This window comes from Chitinophaga terrae (ex Kim and Jung 2007), from assembly GCF_900107795.1.
In the GTDB taxonomy this organism is placed as follows: domain Bacteria; phylum Bacteroidota; class Bacteroidia; order Chitinophagales; family Chitinophagaceae; genus Chitinophaga; species Chitinophaga terrae.
This window is the reverse complement of the sequence record NZ_FNRL01000035.1, coordinates 40,332-55,223: the sequence shown is the minus strand read 5'-3', so window position 1 is coordinate 55,223 and position 14,892 is coordinate 40,332. Positions and strand designations below refer to the sequence as shown.

Genomic DNA, 14,892 nt, shown 5'->3' with positions numbered 1-14,892 from the left:
CCAATGCAGTCAAAATGCAGGTCTATTGCGTGCTGATCGCTCAATTACTGATGGTGGTCATCAGAAAGAAAGCTGCCACGAAAAAATCTTTTGCTAATATGATCACCGTTATAAGATTACACCTGACAAGCTATGTTGGACTGATGGAATTTATTAAAGACACATATAAAGCATGGAGAAAAAAACACAATGCATCATCGCTTGCCTTTTCACCGTAATAAAGGAGGGGAGCTTCCCCCAATTTTGAAACAATCAAATTTTAGGCTGTAATCCTTATCAGAAAGGGATTACAGCCATTTTTAACCCGATTTTTGTCGGACAATAATGATTTTCTAATTATTACGGAAACCCATAATCAGGTAAAAAAATAACGTGAGCTAATTCCCCTTGCTCGTATCTGCGGTGGTCGAATACCGATAGCACAAAGCAAAAAGGAACGCCCACGCTTTACCGTAGGCGTTTCCACTCTTACTTTCCTGTGCTATTTGAAATTTTCGACCTTTCAGATACAGGAATTTATAAAGCGAAACGCTGTATTTATATATCTATTTTTCTTTTATCGAATTGTGATATAATGTTATAGGCTTGCTACAAAAGATTGCTCCATACCCTTAAATTTATGTGATACCTTTTGCATATCCTTTCCAACTTTCTCGTTGAGAATTTTTGCGTAAATCTGTGTGGTAGCAATGTTCTTATGTCCTAACATTTTGCTTAAACTTTCCAGCGGAACCCCCTCGCTCAAAAACAGCGTGGCAAACGTATGGCGTGCCAAATGAAAGGTTACTTTTTTCTCTTTAAGACAGTCAATCAGCTTGGATATTGCTTTTAGTCTATCATTACAGGAACTGTTAGACGGAACAGGAAAAACCCTGCCGTCCTTTGACAGTCCTGCATACTTCTCGATAATCATTTTGGGAATATCTAACAGCATTACATTGGACGATGTTGCTGTTTTTCTCCTGCGGACAATGATCCATTGGTTACCGTCAAAGAAATCTTGGATATTACTGTTTTTAAGCCCTTTTATATCCGAATAGGAAAGCCCTGTAAAGCAACTGAAGACAAACAAGTCTTTAACAAACTCGTCTTTCTTTTTATCGCAGTTGAACGTTACGAGCTGTTCCAATTCATTTCGCAACAGATAACCCCTGTCTTTGTCCTTTTTGGTGTTCTTATACTCGCTGAACGGATTAAAAGCGAGGTGTTTTCTGTTCATTGCCAAACGGCAAAGCGTAGTAAAACCAATCATATAATTCCAAATAGTATTATGATTTAGGGTTAAATCGTCACGTAAATAGTAGTCGAAATCCTGTACAAAATCAGAAGTAAGGTCGTTAAACATTACATCGGTATAACCGTATTTGACAAGGGCAAAATTTCGCAAGTGCTTTAAAAGCGTTTTATACCTGCGGTATGTGCCTTGTACCCGAAGTCCGCTGTTTACCTTTTTTTCAAAGTCAGCTACAAACTGCTCGTAAAATTTGAAAAAGGTTAATTCTCCACTTTCCATACCGAGAAAAGCATTTTTGAGTTTAGGACTGTTTACAGCTCCCTCGTTTTTCAGAATTTTAGAATAGCATTCCTCAATGCCCAAACGGATTTTATCAAGCTTGCTATTAGTGTCTTGGGCTTCTCGGCTTTTCCCTAAAACCCTGCCGTACTTCAAATCCCAATTCGATGCAGAAATATCCAATTTGGTACTAAATGCAGATTGTTTGCCGTTTACGGTAATCCTGCACATAACCGTAACTTTTCCGTTTTTCTTCGGGGCGTTCTTTTTAAGGTAGAACAATACCTTAAATGTTGATTTTTTTGTCGTTTCCATACTCACAATTCTTAATGATAAAATTAAACCTATGTGAGCTACGGAACAATATGAAAAATTATGCAGAAAGCTGAATTACAGCATTTTAAATCGGTTTCTTGTAATGCTTGAAAGTAACGTTTTAGTAACCTTCCTTTTGCCTAACCTCGCTTTTTTCTGCTTTTTACATCATTACCAAAAAATCAAAAAACGATTGTAAAGCCTTTATTTACAATCGTTTTACCTGTTATTAATCTTTGATGTATATTTACTGAAAATTTATTTTACAAGTATACAGTGATGGTTCGTGTAAAGATATTTCAAAAATCAGGAATTCCTGACGAGCAATGGCAGTTTTCTGTTTGCCGGCCTGAAATACCAGGAGATTAACGTTAGCACCAGCAATAATAACGACGGGAAAATATCACCCGCTGCATCCCCATGTGCGATATGCGAAAACACGGCGCCCGACATGGCAAAGAAAAAGCCGGCATATGCCCATTCTTTCAGTAAAGGAAAACGGGGAACAAGAATGGCGATCACGCCCAGTATCTTCCATATTCCCAACAATGTTAAAATATAGGTAGGAAATCCTAACTTAAAAATAAAATCACTCTCACTGTTCATTTTCAAAAGCTGAACAAGGGCGGTTGATGTCATACCCAACGCGAGCCAAATGGTAGCGATCCAATAAATGATCTTATCTCTTTTTTTCATAGCGTCTTATTTTAGTTTGCCGGTAATTTCTTCCAGTTTATTATGTGCCAGGTTGATACCTTTTTCCAGCCCGATGCCTATATGCAGTACCTGGTCCCTTTCGGCTTCCGACCTGTAGATCACATGCATATTAAGCCTGCTGGTATCCGCTGTCAGTTTTTCAAACTCGAGGAACTCCAACTGCGCCCCGAAAGGCGTATTCTCCATTTCAAAGGTCCTGACAATCTTTCGGCCGGGAACAAACTGGTGAATCACCCCGTTTGCGCGGAAAAGGACGTCGCCTTGCTGGCTGGTAGTTTCAAACGTGTAACTGCCATGAGTGCGGTTCTCCAGTTTCAATACCTTGGTGTGCATCCATTTTTCAACCAGTTCGGGATCTTCGTATGCCCTGAAAAGCAATTCAACGGGTAGGTCGAATGTTCTTGTTATCCTGACATCCTGTTGACCGCCGGATGATTCAACAATTGTTTTGTGTGTCATTGCAGAAGTTTTTAAAAGATAAATAAAATGTAGCCATTTGACTACAAATGTATATGTAGTCATTTAACTACGCAAATTTATTTTCTGACTATTTACTTAACAAATTGATAATCAACAACAAAAAAAATGCGGGAGGCAGGAATTAAATTCCCGCCTCCCGCATTTTTTTACCAGGTAAAAAGCAGTTTGTCAGGCCAGATAGCCGCCTGCAACCAGGTCTTCCAGCAACCCTGCTTCCCTGGTTTCCCAGCCCAGCGCCTGCCTTGTCAACTCGCTGGAAGCAGCACAATTCATTGATGCGAAGTATTTGAACCAACCGAAATGCGCCTCTGCTTCAGCGCCTTCCTTGCCGGCAACAGGTAATCCAAGTCTTTCCCGGTAATTGACAAACTCACGGAAAAAATGCCTGCCAGCTGTGCATTCCATCTTAACGTTTTGTTGTAGCATGGCAGGCAATTTCCTCCCGGTTATCAGAATGCTTTAAATTCTGCCAGGTGAGTATAAGATGCGTTATAACTTTTGGTGATGGTCAGTTTGATATAACGGGCATCAGTATACGTTGATAGGGTTCTCATTTGTTCGGCTGTTGTATTTTCCATGGTAAATGAGCCAACGGCCTGCCAGGTTTGGTTATCGGTGCTGGTTTCCACTGTCAGTTCCTGCGGCTTGCCGGAATTGTCTGACTGCCGTGGCGTTAAAGCCAGGCCATGAACTGTTTTAGCGGCTCCCATATCCACGACCAGGTAATGCGGAGGGCCGGGACTGGCGCCTTTCCATTGCGTATGCCAGAAAGTGGAAGGATTGTTATCCAACACGAAAACCGCTCTGCCATTGTTAGGCCCTTCCCCGTCTGCTTCTTCAGAAGAGAAACCGGCTATCGTCCACCCGGTACGGTCATAGACTTCCGGCTGTACAGATACCTTGAAGAATGCCACGCTCATTGCGGTATTTAATTCTGCGGAGGTGCTGCTGATAGTAACTGGCAGCAGGTAGTCTTTCAATACTTCTATCGCCCCATCGCCCGAGGTCTTTACTTTTACCGACAGCGGACCTGTAGATAATGCGCCTTTCGGAATAACGGCCGAAGTAGTATACTCGTAGCTCTTCTCAGGTAAAACGGCGTAGGCGGTACCATTGGCTTTATTGAAGCTGTCGACCAGCTGGTTATTAACCGCAAAGGTTACCTGGATATCCGCAGCCGGATAATCCTGGCCGCCGAAATTGGCGGAGTAGATCATTGTCTGGGCGGTATCACTGATCTTGAAGGAGTAGACCTTGGGGCCATTCACCGATTGAGGCATGTATACCTTTGTATAGGCTGATAACGGTTGTTCCGGCAACTCGAATTTATCGTTGCAGGCACTGAATGCCGCCGCCAGGACTGTAAAACAAAATATATGGAATTGCTTGAATGACATATCGTTGACTTTAGAACTTAGATAAAACTATTACCAGCCGGGATTTTGGATCATTGTTCTTCCTCTATCCATCTCATACTGGCTGATCGGGAACCAATAGTTAGCCGAACGGAATAAGTGCGTGGCGGCAACGCTTCGTTTATAAAAGTCATCCCCATCTTTATTGATATCCATCCCATGAACATCTCCCATTACGGAAGCGGCTATCTTCCAGCGACGGATATCGAACCACCTATGGCATTCATACGCCAGTTCTACTCTCCTTTCGTCGCGGATCTTCTTCCTTGCGTCGGCCTGGGTTGCAGGTACCGGTAACCCATCTGCTCCATCTCCATAGCCCGGGATACCGGCGCGGCGACGGATGGCATTCACATACTTCAAGATATCAGGGTTTCCCGGATCATATTCGTTCAGCGCTTCTGCATAGTTCAGGTAGATCTCTCCCAACCTGAAAAGGATAATAGGCCTGATCTGTTTCTGACCATTCCCGCCGGAACCGTCGTTGGTTTGCGTACCCACATTCTTCCTGATCAGGTAGCCGGTTTTAGACCAATCGGTAGGATGCCCGTTCTTGCCATTAGGTCCAGAGAGGAAGAAGCTGACAGGAGCGGCTGATTTCATATTACCGCCAAGGAAAATACTGTTGTTGTAAGTCACATCTGTATAAAAGCGGGGCTCGCGATTCTGGTACATGTTGAACACTTTCACCCCGTTTTCGGTAGTAAAACCTGATTCAGAATACAGTGGCGATTCAGTTATAGATTTACCGTCTTTCATGAAGTAGGCATCCACCTGTTCCTGGGTAACAGCCAGACCGCACCAGCCGCCTGCCTGCCGTGGCATGCAATGCACATCGTAGGTAGAAAGGCCATTGCTCTTTCTGACGAAGATCTGCTCGCTGTTCCATGGCTGCAGGAATATGCCTTGCAACGATTTTTTCACATCGCCGCCCGGGTCCTTATACAGGGAATAGAGGCCGAGGTCAATTACCGCTTTAGCCGCATCTGCCGCCTTTTTCCATTTCTCTTTATCGAAGCTCTGTGAAATGAAATTCCTGCCATCCTGGGTTTTGAAACTTGCCATTTCAGTGTTTCCATTGTACAGAGGACTGGCTGCATATAGCCATAACCGTGATTTGATGGCAAGCGCAATTCCTTTTGTCATGCGACCGCCCTGCAGATCGCTGGGTTCCCCGTTATTCATGGGCACGAGCGGCAACGCAGCCGCTACTGCATCCAGTTCGCTGCTTACATAGTTCACGCATTCGTCGAATGGGCTGCGCGGGATCTGCATGTCGCTTGCCGGAGCGTCGGGCGCCAGGAGCGTATCTCCCATCAGCACCACAGGCCCGAATTGCCTCATCAGGAGGAAATAGTAATAAGCCCTTAAACAACGGGCTTCCGCCTGGTACTGATCTATCAGCTGCTGACCATTCAGGCTGCGTATCTCCACGTTCTCATTGATATGCTTCATGAAATAGGTAGCAGCACGGATGGCATTATAATAATATCCCCACTTGTCGAACAATACGTTGCCCGCGCTCATATTGCCTATGTTCAGGCTATAGATGGGGTATTTAGACCAGGTAACATCCGCTTCATCACAGTTTCCCAGCCAGGGATTATTGTTCCATTGATCCGATTCGTCGTTGACATAACTGTAGATATTAGCCAGGTATCTTTCCGATGGCCCTTTCTTTTTAAATACCTCCTCGATAGTGATACGGTCATTAGGGACCTGGTCAAGGTATTTACTGCAGCTGCTAAGTAAACCGGCAGTAAAAAACAATATGGCGATATATAAGGTAAATTTCTTCATGATCATTGATTTATCTTATCTGAAAGAGAGCTTGGCGCCGAGGTTAAACGTCTTAACAAGTGGATATTGCGAACCACGGCCATCGCCCAGCTCCACGTCCCAGAGGTCAAATCCGCTGAATGTAATTAAGTTGTTGCCGATAAAGTAGAGGTAAACATTTGAAAGGCCGGCTTTCTTTAACCATGGTTTATTGCTGAAAGTATAGCCGAATTGCAAAGTCTGCAACCGGAGGAACGCGCCGTTTTTCACCCACCATGAGCTATTGGCGTAGTTCATATTGTCGTTACCATAGGTTAGTCTTGGATACAATGGATGCGGATTGGTGCTGCCGGGAGTCCAGCGGTCGGTGATCTGCGCCAGCAGGTTGCCTCTTTCGCCGCCCTGGCTGAAAGGTTGCAGGCCGTCGCCGTTCAGTGAAATATCTACGTTGCTGATGCCTTTAAACCATCCGGCCAGCGACCAGCCTCTCCAGTTGAAAGTAGGTCCGAAGCCGTATACGATCTCGGGGATGCTGCCATAACCGATAGGTCCCTGGTCATAGGTATCTATCTTTCCATCTCCATTCATGTCTTTATACTTGATATCGCCCGGCATGTTGGTACCTGTCTGGTATGGACTGGCTGCTACGTCTTCTTTGGAGGTGAACAATCCTAAAGCCGTATAGCCGAAACGTTGTCCCAGTTTGCGGCCTATGCGCTGTTGCCAGGGATAAGGCCAGGGCGCGTTGGCGTCGTTAATGATCATTGCCCTGTTCCAGGTAAAATTGCCCCTGAAACCTATCTGCAGTTCCCCTACTTTCTTATTGATCTCGAGTGTTGCATCTATCCCCCTGTTATGAATTTCACCCAGGTTGGCAAAAGGCAGGCTGCGGATACCGGAGATCTGCGGCACATCCCCACGCTGCCTGAAAATACCTGTGCGGTTTTCCCTGAATATATCTACCACTAACGACACCTGGTCGTGCAGGGTTTTTAATTCGATACCCAGGTTCGCTTTCTTGGCTTTTTCCCAGGTTACAGATACAGCATAATCGCCGATATCGTAGCCGTCGATATTATTGTCGATGCCGTTGCTGCCGTAAGAGTAGCCGCCATTACCGTTTCCGACAGTAGAGATATAGGCAAACCTGCGGCCGCCGATGTTTCCGTTACCTACCAGGCCATAGGAGAAGCGCACTTTCAGGAACTGGATGGCGTTGATAAGCGGCTGGAAGAAGGTTGCTTCGGAAGGCACCCAGCCCACACCGAAAGACGGGAAGAAACCGAAGCGTTTCTTGGGTTCGAAGGTTTCAGAACCATTGTAACCAAAGTTGGCTTCTGCCAGGTAAGTATTATCATAGGCGTAGGTCACCCTTCCTGCCACGCCCAGGTAGCGGTAAGGGATAGACGAAATGAAATCGCCTGCGAAAGCATCCTGCCTGTCAGACTGGTTATATAATACCATTCCTGTTACCTCATTCTTACCGAAATTCTGCTTATAGTTCAATGCTGCTTCTGTATAAAACTGCCGGCTACCGCCATTAGACCTGCTGTAGCCAAGGTAGTTGCTGCCGATGGAGGTCTGATCCATGATCAGGTTGCCGGCGCTGTCCCTTCCGGTGGCCATGTAGCCGTCCACGGTTTTTGTGCGGCTGATATTATGGCTGTTATAGTTATCGAAAGAGAACATACCCGTTACCGACAATCCTTTTACCAGGGAACCCAGGTCTTGTGTTACCCTGATATTGCTCCATAACTGGCTTCTGAACTCCGTTACATACCCGCTTTGGGTAAGGAGGTTATAAGGGTTGAAGATATCGCCCGTTCTCAGCTGTGAGTGCAGGCCGTTGGAATAAATTGGAGGAATGAGGATGGGAGGCAACAGGTAAGCGGCGCCCCAGATCTGGTCTACGCTGCTGCCGGGGAAGTTCCCGTTACTGATCCAACCGGCTGCTCCAAAATCTACCTTCGTGGATTTGGTGAGTTTCATTACCAGGTTGGACGTGAAATTATACCTGGTGAATTTGATCTGCGAGTTGTAGTTGGCCAATCCATCGGTCTTATACATTCCTTTCTCATCATAATACCCGATAGAAAGATAGTATTGGGCGTTTTCTGATCCGCCATTCGCATTCACCCTTGCACGGCGGTTTTGACCGGCCTTATTAAAAAGCACATCAAACCAGTCGACATTCGGGCTCAGATCCGGATCTTCGCCGGTAGCTGTCTGGTTAATACGCTCTTCAGAATATTTAGGAAGCGGATCATTTGGATTGCTGTTCTTATATGCTTCGTTAGCCATGCGGAGATAGGTTACCCCGTCGGCAAACTTTGGTATTTTGGTGAACTGGGTGTATCCCTGGTCGTATTGGGCGTTAATGAGCGGTTTACCTACTTTACCTGTTTTAGTTTGAATGAGGATCACGCCATTTGCACCGCGTACGCCGTATACAGCCGTTGCGGAAGCGTCTTTCAAAACGCTGAAGCTGGCGATATCCTCGGGATCTACGTTGGCGAAATCCCTTTCAATTCCGTCGACCAGCACCAGGGGGCTGCTGTTGGTAAAAGTGGAAATACCGCGGATATAGATCTCCGCATTATCGTAACCTGGCTGACCGCTTCGCTGAACGCCTATAATACCGGCTACGCGACCGGCGATGGCATTAGTTAAGTTAGCGGCGGGAAGTTTCAGGTCTTCAGCCCGGACGCTGCTCTGCGCGCCGATGGTGGTCACTTTCTTTTGCTGACCGTATGCTACCACCACCACATCCGCCAGGTCAGAAGTTTTTTCTTTCAGGGTGATGTTAAGGGTTGTAGACCCGGATACCGCTACTTCCTGGGTAATATAGCCAACAAAGGTAAATATCACCACGTCATTGGCTTCTTTCAGGGTGAGCGAGAATGTTCCGTCGTCTTTCGACTGCACATTCGCATTATTATTCCTGCTGCGGATGGTTACTCCCGGCATGGGCTCGCCCTTTGAGTCCAGTACCCGTCCTCTGACGGTAATGGATTCGGGAGTGGTTTTGTTACTACCCCGTTTACTGATAATTACGGATTTGTCGACCACGCTGTATTGCAATGGCTGATTCCTGAAGCACTCGTCCAGTACCGATTTCAGGGATTGTTTAACTGCCTGCAGGGTGACCGGGGAGGTATTGTCCAGCAATTCATTTTCGTAAATAAAACTGTAGCCTGTTTGCTGTTTTAGTTTTTTCAGGACGGATTCCAGTTTTTCATTTTTTACTGTCAGGGTGATTAATGCAGACTGTGCATAGAGGCTGAATGACGAAGCCATAAAAAATGCAATAAACAACACTTTTGAGCACAGGTCTCTGGCAGGCAAAAGGAGTCTTGTCCCTCGCCGGCGTGAACGCGGATTACTATTCATCTGGTGATAATTAAGGTGAAAACTCTTACTGAATCAGGGATTCAATAAAACGAGATTCTGGCTGAATTACAATTTATAACTATGGAATTTGAACTATAACTTTTTTGTTTTCCAAGTGAAATTTCATTGCTCCTGTCTTTTCCAGTTTTAGGAGCACATCTTCAATTTTGTCATAACGGGATATGGTTCCTGTAAATTTTTTGTTTTTATCGCCTTGTGCAAAAACTATGTCCATATTGTACCATCTTCCTATTTCCATCATGATGTCGGCAATTGGTTCTCTTTCGAAGGCGAAGATGCCGTCTTTCCAGGCTAAAACGGTTTCCATATTCACCTCCCTGATCTTTACTTCATTGGTCAGGGTATTGAATTGAAGTTGCTGGCCAACCGGCAGTACCCGGGAGGTATTGGCAACATGAACATTCACAGCTCCATTTACCAGCGTTGTTTTGGTTGTATTTTCTCCCTGGTATGCCTTAATATTGAACATAGTGCCCAGGGCCTGTATTTTCTGATCTTTTACATGTACGATAAAAGGCGATTCGGCGGATGCGCTGACTTCAAAAAAAGCCTCCCCGGTTAGTGTGACCTCCCGCTGCTTTCCTGTAAAATAAACAGGGTATTGCAGGGATGAAGAGGCGTTCAGGCGTACTTTTGAGCCATCCGAGAGGGTGACAGTGTATTGAAATCCCGGCGGTGTTTTCAATGTATTCATCTCGGCTGGCTGCCGGCTGTTCACTTCTTTGGTATCATAGGCCAGTTCAGCATTGGATACTTTGTTTGCCGTCACCCCGGAAGCGTAATTCACCACGCCTTTACCGGCATCTGACAAGGAAATGGTTTTCCCGCTGCCTAAGACCAGTGACACTCCGGAAGGTTTGGGAGACTGTTTACTCGCCACTACGTGTCCCCGGATGGGCTTAGCGCGGTAAAAATCCCAGGCCCCGACGCCAACCAGCAGCGCTGCTGCCGCAGCTGCCGCCCGCCAGGCGTATTTTTTCCATCGCAGGCCAGTAACAGGAGCTTTCTCCATGCTGTTATTCAGCCGCTGTTTCAGCCCTTCGGCGATCACCCATTTATTTCCCAGGGCGCTATCCCATTGCCCGTCTTCCATCTGCATCCCGTCCTGGTACTCAAATAGCGCTTTAAGTTCTTCAGGCGAGCATTTGCCCTCCTGGAACTTTATATATAGTTGCTGAAACTCTTCTTTTGTCATTCAACCGGTCTTTGTATACTAGGTATGAAAAAAATGGGTACACACACATAAAATCATAAATTTTTTTTTTTGTTTTTAACGCTTATCTTTTCGTACGAAAAAATCTATGTTGAGATGTTCCACATTGAATTGACTGATACAGATTTGTGGAAAGCTATCCGTTGTGATGATCAGCACGCGTTTAACAGGCTCTTCGATAAATATTGGGTAAGTGTGTACAAAACAGGGTACAAATATCTGAGAGATAAGGAAGCGAGCCAGGAAATTGTTCACGATATTTTTCTTAGTATCTGGAACCGCCGACATACTTTAGAGATAGCGTCATTTCCCTCTTTTTTGCTTACGGCTACCCGTTACCAGATCTATAGCCGTCAGAAAGCGCGGCATGTGCTGGTACCGGTGGATACCGATTCTTTAGGGAATGAAATTACCAGCCATAGCGAAGCGGATACGCATATCCGGCAATCGGAGCTTTATGAACAGCTCCATGCTACTTTACTGCAACTACCTAAAAGGTGCCAGGAGATCTTCCGGTTGAGCCGTTTCGAGTATCTAAGCAATGACGAGATCGCCCTGCGGCTGGGCATTTCAAAACGAACAGTGGAGAACCAGCTGACGATGGCATTAAAACACCTGAGATTACATTTCAAGAATGGAAGTGTTACCATGCTGCTGTTATTATTATTCAACTCAAACAGATTATTATAGATCACGTCTACTTTACTTCCACTGAACACCGGGGGCAAAAAGAAAGGCACACTTTCAGTGTGCCTGCTGTATGTAATTGATATGGGGCAAGGTATAAAACCGAACAAATTATTTGTTATACGTTAAATTTTTTATTTCAGATTTTCCTGCAGCCAATACCAGGTTTTGCACATTGGTTTTTACCTGTCCGTCCACTTCCACTTTGTAATTGATAGTCATTGGTCCTCCATCTGTATTTGAAAAGCCCAGGTGCACGGATACCATATCAAAAGGTTTAACAGTTTCGAATACGTAGGTTTTTACGTTGGTTACAAAATCTTCTTCATTTACAAACACGTTATCTTCATTTCCCTGGACAACGCCATTGATCTTCCAAACGGGAGCTCCATACTGGCTGGCATCACCATTTGCCGCCTGTACCCTGAAGTCGGCCTGATCGTTTGCATCTGCGCCGGTAACGGTTACGGTGATCTTCGCGTTTATTTTTTCAACGCTGGGCGGTTTGGGGTCGTCGTCTTTTTTGCATCCAGAACTGGTCATCGCTGCAACCAACGCCAGGCCTAAAACCCAGCTAAGGCGTCTAACTCTTTTAGTTTCCATTTACTTAAATTGAATGTGGTTAATGGAGCAAATTTAAATGGGGTGGCGATGGGGCACAATACCGGTAATTAGGAGTTTTTACCCTCCTAATTATAGGAGGTAAGCGCGTGTTTAAAGGGTTACAGCAGTTTTTCCTGGGTCACCAGCATGAGCAGCTCTGTAGTGTTCTTAACATTGAATTTTTGAAGAAGGTTTTTTCTATACGTATCGATGGTAAAGCGGCTGAGAAATAATTCTTCGGCGATCATAGCCGTTGTTTTACCTTCGGCCAGTAATTTCAGCAATTGTTTTTCTCTCTTTGTAACAGCAGGTAATTGTTTGGCGTCTTTGACGAGCGAATTCACCATCAGATCGCGGATCTCGCTACAGAGTGCAACTTCTCCACCCAGGGCAGTTTTTATGCAATCCAGTATCTCCCCCGCCCCCGTACTTTTCAGGATATAACCGGAAGCCCCGTTCTGCAACAGGTTCAATACTGTGCTCCTCTCCGACTGGTTGCTCATTCCCAATACGCAGGCGCCAGGCAATAATTCTTTTATTGATTTGCAAACATCCACTCCATCGGCATCCGGCAGCATAATATCCAGCAATACAATATCAACTGTATTATTCCTTGCATAAGCCAGGAAACTGGCAGCGGTCATGAAACTCAGTACTTCCGAATATGCCGGTTCATTTTTCAGCAGGTGTTTTATTCCTTCTATCACGATCGGGTGATCGTCTACTACCGCCAGTATCTTTTGGTCATCAGACATATAATTCAATATTAACAGAGGTTCCTTCATCAATTTCGGAAACAATGTCCATACTTCCCCTGAGATTTTTCACACGGCTATGAATATTATTCAATCCAAGGCCATTGCTATGTTGGGGATCCGTTACGGAAAATCCTTTACCGTTATCTTCCACTGTTACCAGGAACTGTTTACCTTCCTGGATACATTGTACAATAATTTTGGTAGCCCCGCTATGTTTTACCGAATTGGCCAACAGTTCCTGGATGATCCGGTAAATATTGACCTGGGTGGTCAAAGGAATATCCTGGCTGATGCCGTTGGCCTGGAACTCTATCTCCAGTTTTGGGTTGGCAAACGAAGCGCAGAGATCTTTCAGGGCGGTTTCCAGTCCTGATTGCATTAACCGCTCCGGCATCAGGTTGCGTGCAATGCGCCTTAATTCGCTGATAGAACTTTCCAGCTGCGCTACTACTTTTTCATCTACCGCCGGGTCATGGGAGAGTTTTAGTTTAATGCCGGCCAATGCGCCTCCCAGGCCGTCGTGCAGGTCGCGGGCCACGCGGAGCCTTTCCCTTTCTTCTCCGTCCAGCAATGCCTGTATAAGTTTTAATTCCTGCTCCTGCTCCACCTTCTTTAACTGCAACGCCGCCTGTTTTTTGCTGCTACGGTAAATAAAGGCCAACAACAGGATTATGAGCAGGAGCACTCCTGCTCCTGTGCCCAGCAGGGTATTAAGCAGTTGTTGATTTTTATTTTCCAGCAATACCTGTTGTTTCTCTCCCTGCAGCCTGGTGATCTGTTTTTCTTTCTCCGCTGTCTTGTACATGGTTTCCATCTCGCTTACCTCCAATACCGTTTCCGTGTACCTGATACTATCGCTCAAAGAAGCATATAGATTGGAATATTCATAAGCTGTTTTATAATCCTTCAGCCTGGCGGAATAGTTAGCAATCAGCAGCGCATTGGCTAAGAGGATTTCCGCATATTTGTCGTTCCTGGCTTTTTGATACAACAGCAGTGCTGCCTCCCTTGCCGCCTTATAATTTCCTGCTGCTGCCGCCACTTCTTCCTTTGCCGTGTAAAGGTCGTAGAAATCATTTCCTATGTCAGGCCATTTGGATACGATGAAGAAGGCCTCCTCCATCTGTTCATTGGCGGCTTTAATCTGCCCTGTTTTTGCATACCAGGTGGCTTTATAGGCCAGGTATTTTACCTTGTAGTCATTATCCGGCCTTGCTTTATCCAGGTTTTCTTTTGCTTTAGTCAGGTATTGTTGCATCCGGCTAAGACTATCCATTTTATACATCAGGAAAGCAGCGCTGAGATAAGGATTGACCCTGGCTTCCGGTTGGGGGTCTTCTTCCGCCAGTGCAATGTTTTGCTGCATATACAGGTAAGCCTTTTTATATTCGCCCGTTATTATGAAACTTTCTGACAGGTTGTGAATGGTGAATTCATAAACCTGCTTATCATTGGCCCGGTCAAGCCTGGGAAGATTATCAACCAGCAACTCCACCGATTTTCTCATATTCCCGTTTTTAGAATATAGGGCGGCAAGATTATTAGCGCCGTAGATCATCAGCCTTACGGCCTTGGGATCGGTGCTGCTTTCGAGCCTGGAAAGCAGCCGGTTATAATAATAGATGGCGCTGTCTTCGTGTTGTAACAGGTGATGAATATATCCCAACAGGTGATCGGCGTACGCCTTATGCAGGGGTGATTGTACTTTTTGCGCCAGGGAAGCAGCGCTGTAAGCATATTTAAAAGCATTTACAGAATCGGTTTGTACCAGGTATTGCTTTACGACTTCGCCGATTGCGGAGATCCTGCCAGTATCTGTAGTCGCATTTTGCAACACTTTAACAAGGCTGTCAATTTCCTTTGTTTGCTGCGCTTGAATATAGGTGTTGAACAATACAGAATAGGTGATTATTAAAATAACCTTTCGCATGTTTTGATAGAACATCCGGTCGAATTTGGGGGTAAAGATAAGGGGAAGTTGTATAGCAATTGCTATCCTGT

At 45.4% G+C, this 14,892-nt stretch carries 12 protein-coding genes and 1 pseudogene; 2 read left to right on the top strand and 11 right to left on the bottom strand.

Annotation, left to right across the window (positions count from 1 at the left end; all coding sequences use genetic code 11):
* Nucleotides 1-218, top strand: a pseudogene (locus tag BLV62_RS28430) (hypothetical protein); the annotation flags it as partial.
* A gap of 359 nt (nucleotides 219-577) precedes the next feature.
* On the opposite strand, the gene BLV62_RS25285 reads toward BLV62_RS28430, so the two are convergent.
* From BLV62_RS25285 to BLV62_RS25250, 8 genes are all read right to left on the bottom strand, one after another.
* Complete coding sequence (locus BLV62_RS25285; protein ID WP_089765464.1) at nucleotides 578-1,828, bottom strand: site-specific integrase; 1,251 nt, start codon at nucleotides 1,826-1,828, stop codon at nucleotides 578-580.
* Nucleotides 1,829-2,134: 306 nt separating this feature from the next.
* Entirely contained in the window at nucleotides 2,135-2,524 is a 390-nt protein-coding gene (locus BLV62_RS25280; protein ID WP_089765462.1) for a DoxX family protein, read from the bottom strand.
* A gap of 6 nt (nucleotides 2,525-2,530) precedes the next feature.
* Nucleotides 2,531-3,004, bottom strand: coding sequence for an SRPBCC domain-containing protein (locus BLV62_RS25275; protein WP_089765460.1), 474 nt, complete (start codon nucleotides 3,002-3,004; stop codon nucleotides 2,531-2,533).
* A 189-nt stretch (nucleotides 3,005-3,193) separates the two neighbouring features.
* Nucleotides 3,194-3,430: a hypothetical protein gene (locus BLV62_RS25270; protein WP_089765458.1), complete on the bottom strand. Its 237-nt coding sequence runs from the start codon at nucleotides 3,428-3,430 to the stop codon at nucleotides 3,194-3,196.
* A gap of 44 nt (nucleotides 3,431-3,474) precedes the next feature.
* Nucleotides 3,475-4,422 (bottom strand): discoidin domain-containing protein, encoded by a 948-nt coding sequence (locus BLV62_RS25265; RefSeq protein ID WP_089765455.1) that lies wholly within the window; start codon nucleotides 4,420-4,422, stop codon nucleotides 3,475-3,477.
* A 30-nt stretch (nucleotides 4,423-4,452) separates the two neighbouring features.
* The gene (locus tag BLV62_RS25260) at nucleotides 4,453-6,240 is read right to left on the bottom strand and encodes a RagB/SusD family nutrient uptake outer membrane protein (RefSeq protein ID WP_168927988.1); all 1,788 of its coding nucleotides are present in this window, start codon (nucleotides 6,238-6,240) and stop codon (nucleotides 4,453-4,455) included.
* A 15-nt stretch (nucleotides 6,241-6,255) separates the two neighbouring features.
* Nucleotides 6,256-9,516, bottom strand: coding sequence for a TonB-dependent receptor (locus BLV62_RS25255; protein WP_168927989.1), 3,261 nt, complete (start codon nucleotides 9,514-9,516; stop codon nucleotides 6,256-6,258).
* 172 nt (nucleotides 9,517-9,688) lie between these two features.
* Nucleotides 9,689-10,825 (bottom strand): FecR family protein, encoded by a 1,137-nt coding sequence (locus tag BLV62_RS25250; protein ID WP_089765449.1) that lies wholly within the window; start codon nucleotides 10,823-10,825, stop codon nucleotides 9,689-9,691.
* A gap of 114 nt (nucleotides 10,826-10,939) precedes the next feature.
* Between BLV62_RS25250 and BLV62_RS25245 the strand changes: the two genes are divergently transcribed.
* Entirely contained in the window at nucleotides 10,940-11,533 is a 594-nt protein-coding gene (locus tag BLV62_RS25245; protein WP_089765468.1) for an RNA polymerase sigma-70 factor, read from the top strand.
* A gap of 108 nt (nucleotides 11,534-11,641) precedes the next feature.
* Here the strand turns inward: BLV62_RS25245 and BLV62_RS25240 are convergent, their stop codons facing one another.
* From BLV62_RS25240 to BLV62_RS25230, 3 genes are all read right to left on the bottom strand, one after another.
* Nucleotides 11,642-12,133: a hypothetical protein gene (locus BLV62_RS25240; RefSeq protein ID WP_089765447.1), complete on the bottom strand. Its 492-nt coding sequence runs from the start codon at nucleotides 12,131-12,133 to the stop codon at nucleotides 11,642-11,644.
* Between the two features lie 119 nt (nucleotides 12,134-12,252).
* Nucleotides 12,253-12,888: a response regulator gene (locus tag BLV62_RS25235; RefSeq protein ID WP_089765445.1), complete on the bottom strand. Its 636-nt coding sequence runs from the start codon at nucleotides 12,886-12,888 to the stop codon at nucleotides 12,253-12,255.
* Complete coding sequence (locus BLV62_RS25230) at nucleotides 12,881-14,821, bottom strand: ATP-binding protein (protein WP_168927990.1); 1,941 nt, start codon at nucleotides 14,819-14,821, stop codon at nucleotides 12,881-12,883. The genes BLV62_RS25235 and BLV62_RS25230 overlap by 8 nt, the downstream gene beginning before the upstream one ends.
* Between the last annotated feature and the right edge of the window lie 71 nt (nucleotides 14,822-14,892).

What these genes read in the sequence shown, in the direction of transcription:
- BLV62_RS25285 (WP_089765464.1), bottom strand. Translation starts at nt 1,828, where the DNA reads ATGGAAACGACAAAAAAATCAACATTTAAGGTATTGTTCTACCTTAAA.
- BLV62_RS25280 (WP_089765462.1), bottom strand. Translation starts at nt 2,524, where the DNA reads ATGAAAAAAAGAGATAAGATCATTTATTGGATCGCTACCATTTGGCTC.
- BLV62_RS25275 (WP_089765460.1), bottom strand. Translation starts at nt 3,004, where the DNA reads ATGACACACAAAACAATTGTTGAATCATCCGGCGGTCAACAGGATGTC.
- BLV62_RS25270 (WP_089765458.1), bottom strand. Translation starts at nt 3,430, where the DNA reads ATGGAATGCACAGCTGGCAGGCATTTTTTCCGTGAGTTTGTCAATTAC.
- BLV62_RS25265 (WP_089765455.1), bottom strand. Translation starts at nt 4,422, where the DNA reads ATGTCATTCAAGCAATTCCATATATTTTGTTTTACAGTCCTGGCGGCG.
- BLV62_RS25260 (WP_168927988.1), bottom strand. Translation starts at nt 6,240, where the DNA reads ATGAAGAAATTTACCTTATATATCGCCATATTGTTTTTTACTGCCGGT.
- BLV62_RS25255 (WP_168927989.1), bottom strand. Translation starts at nt 9,516, where the DNA reads ATGGCTTCGTCATTCAGCCTCTATGCACAGTCTGCATTAATCACCCTG.
- BLV62_RS25250 (WP_089765449.1), bottom strand. Translation starts at nt 10,825, where the DNA reads ATGACAAAAGAAGAGTTTCAGCAACTATATATAAAGTTCCAGGAGGGC.
- BLV62_RS25245 (WP_089765468.1), top strand. Translation starts at nt 10,940, where the DNA reads ATGTTCCACATTGAATTGACTGATACAGATTTGTGGAAAGCTATCCGT.
- BLV62_RS25240 (WP_089765447.1), bottom strand. Translation starts at nt 12,133, where the DNA reads ATGGAAACTAAAAGAGTTAGACGCCTTAGCTGGGTTTTAGGCCTGGCG.
- BLV62_RS25235 (WP_089765445.1), bottom strand. Translation starts at nt 12,888, where the DNA reads ATGTCTGATGACCAAAAGATACTGGCGGTAGTAGACGATCACCCGATC.
- BLV62_RS25230 (WP_168927990.1), bottom strand. Translation starts at nt 14,821, where the DNA reads ATGCGAAAGGTTATTTTAATAATCACCTATTCTGTATTGTTCAACACC.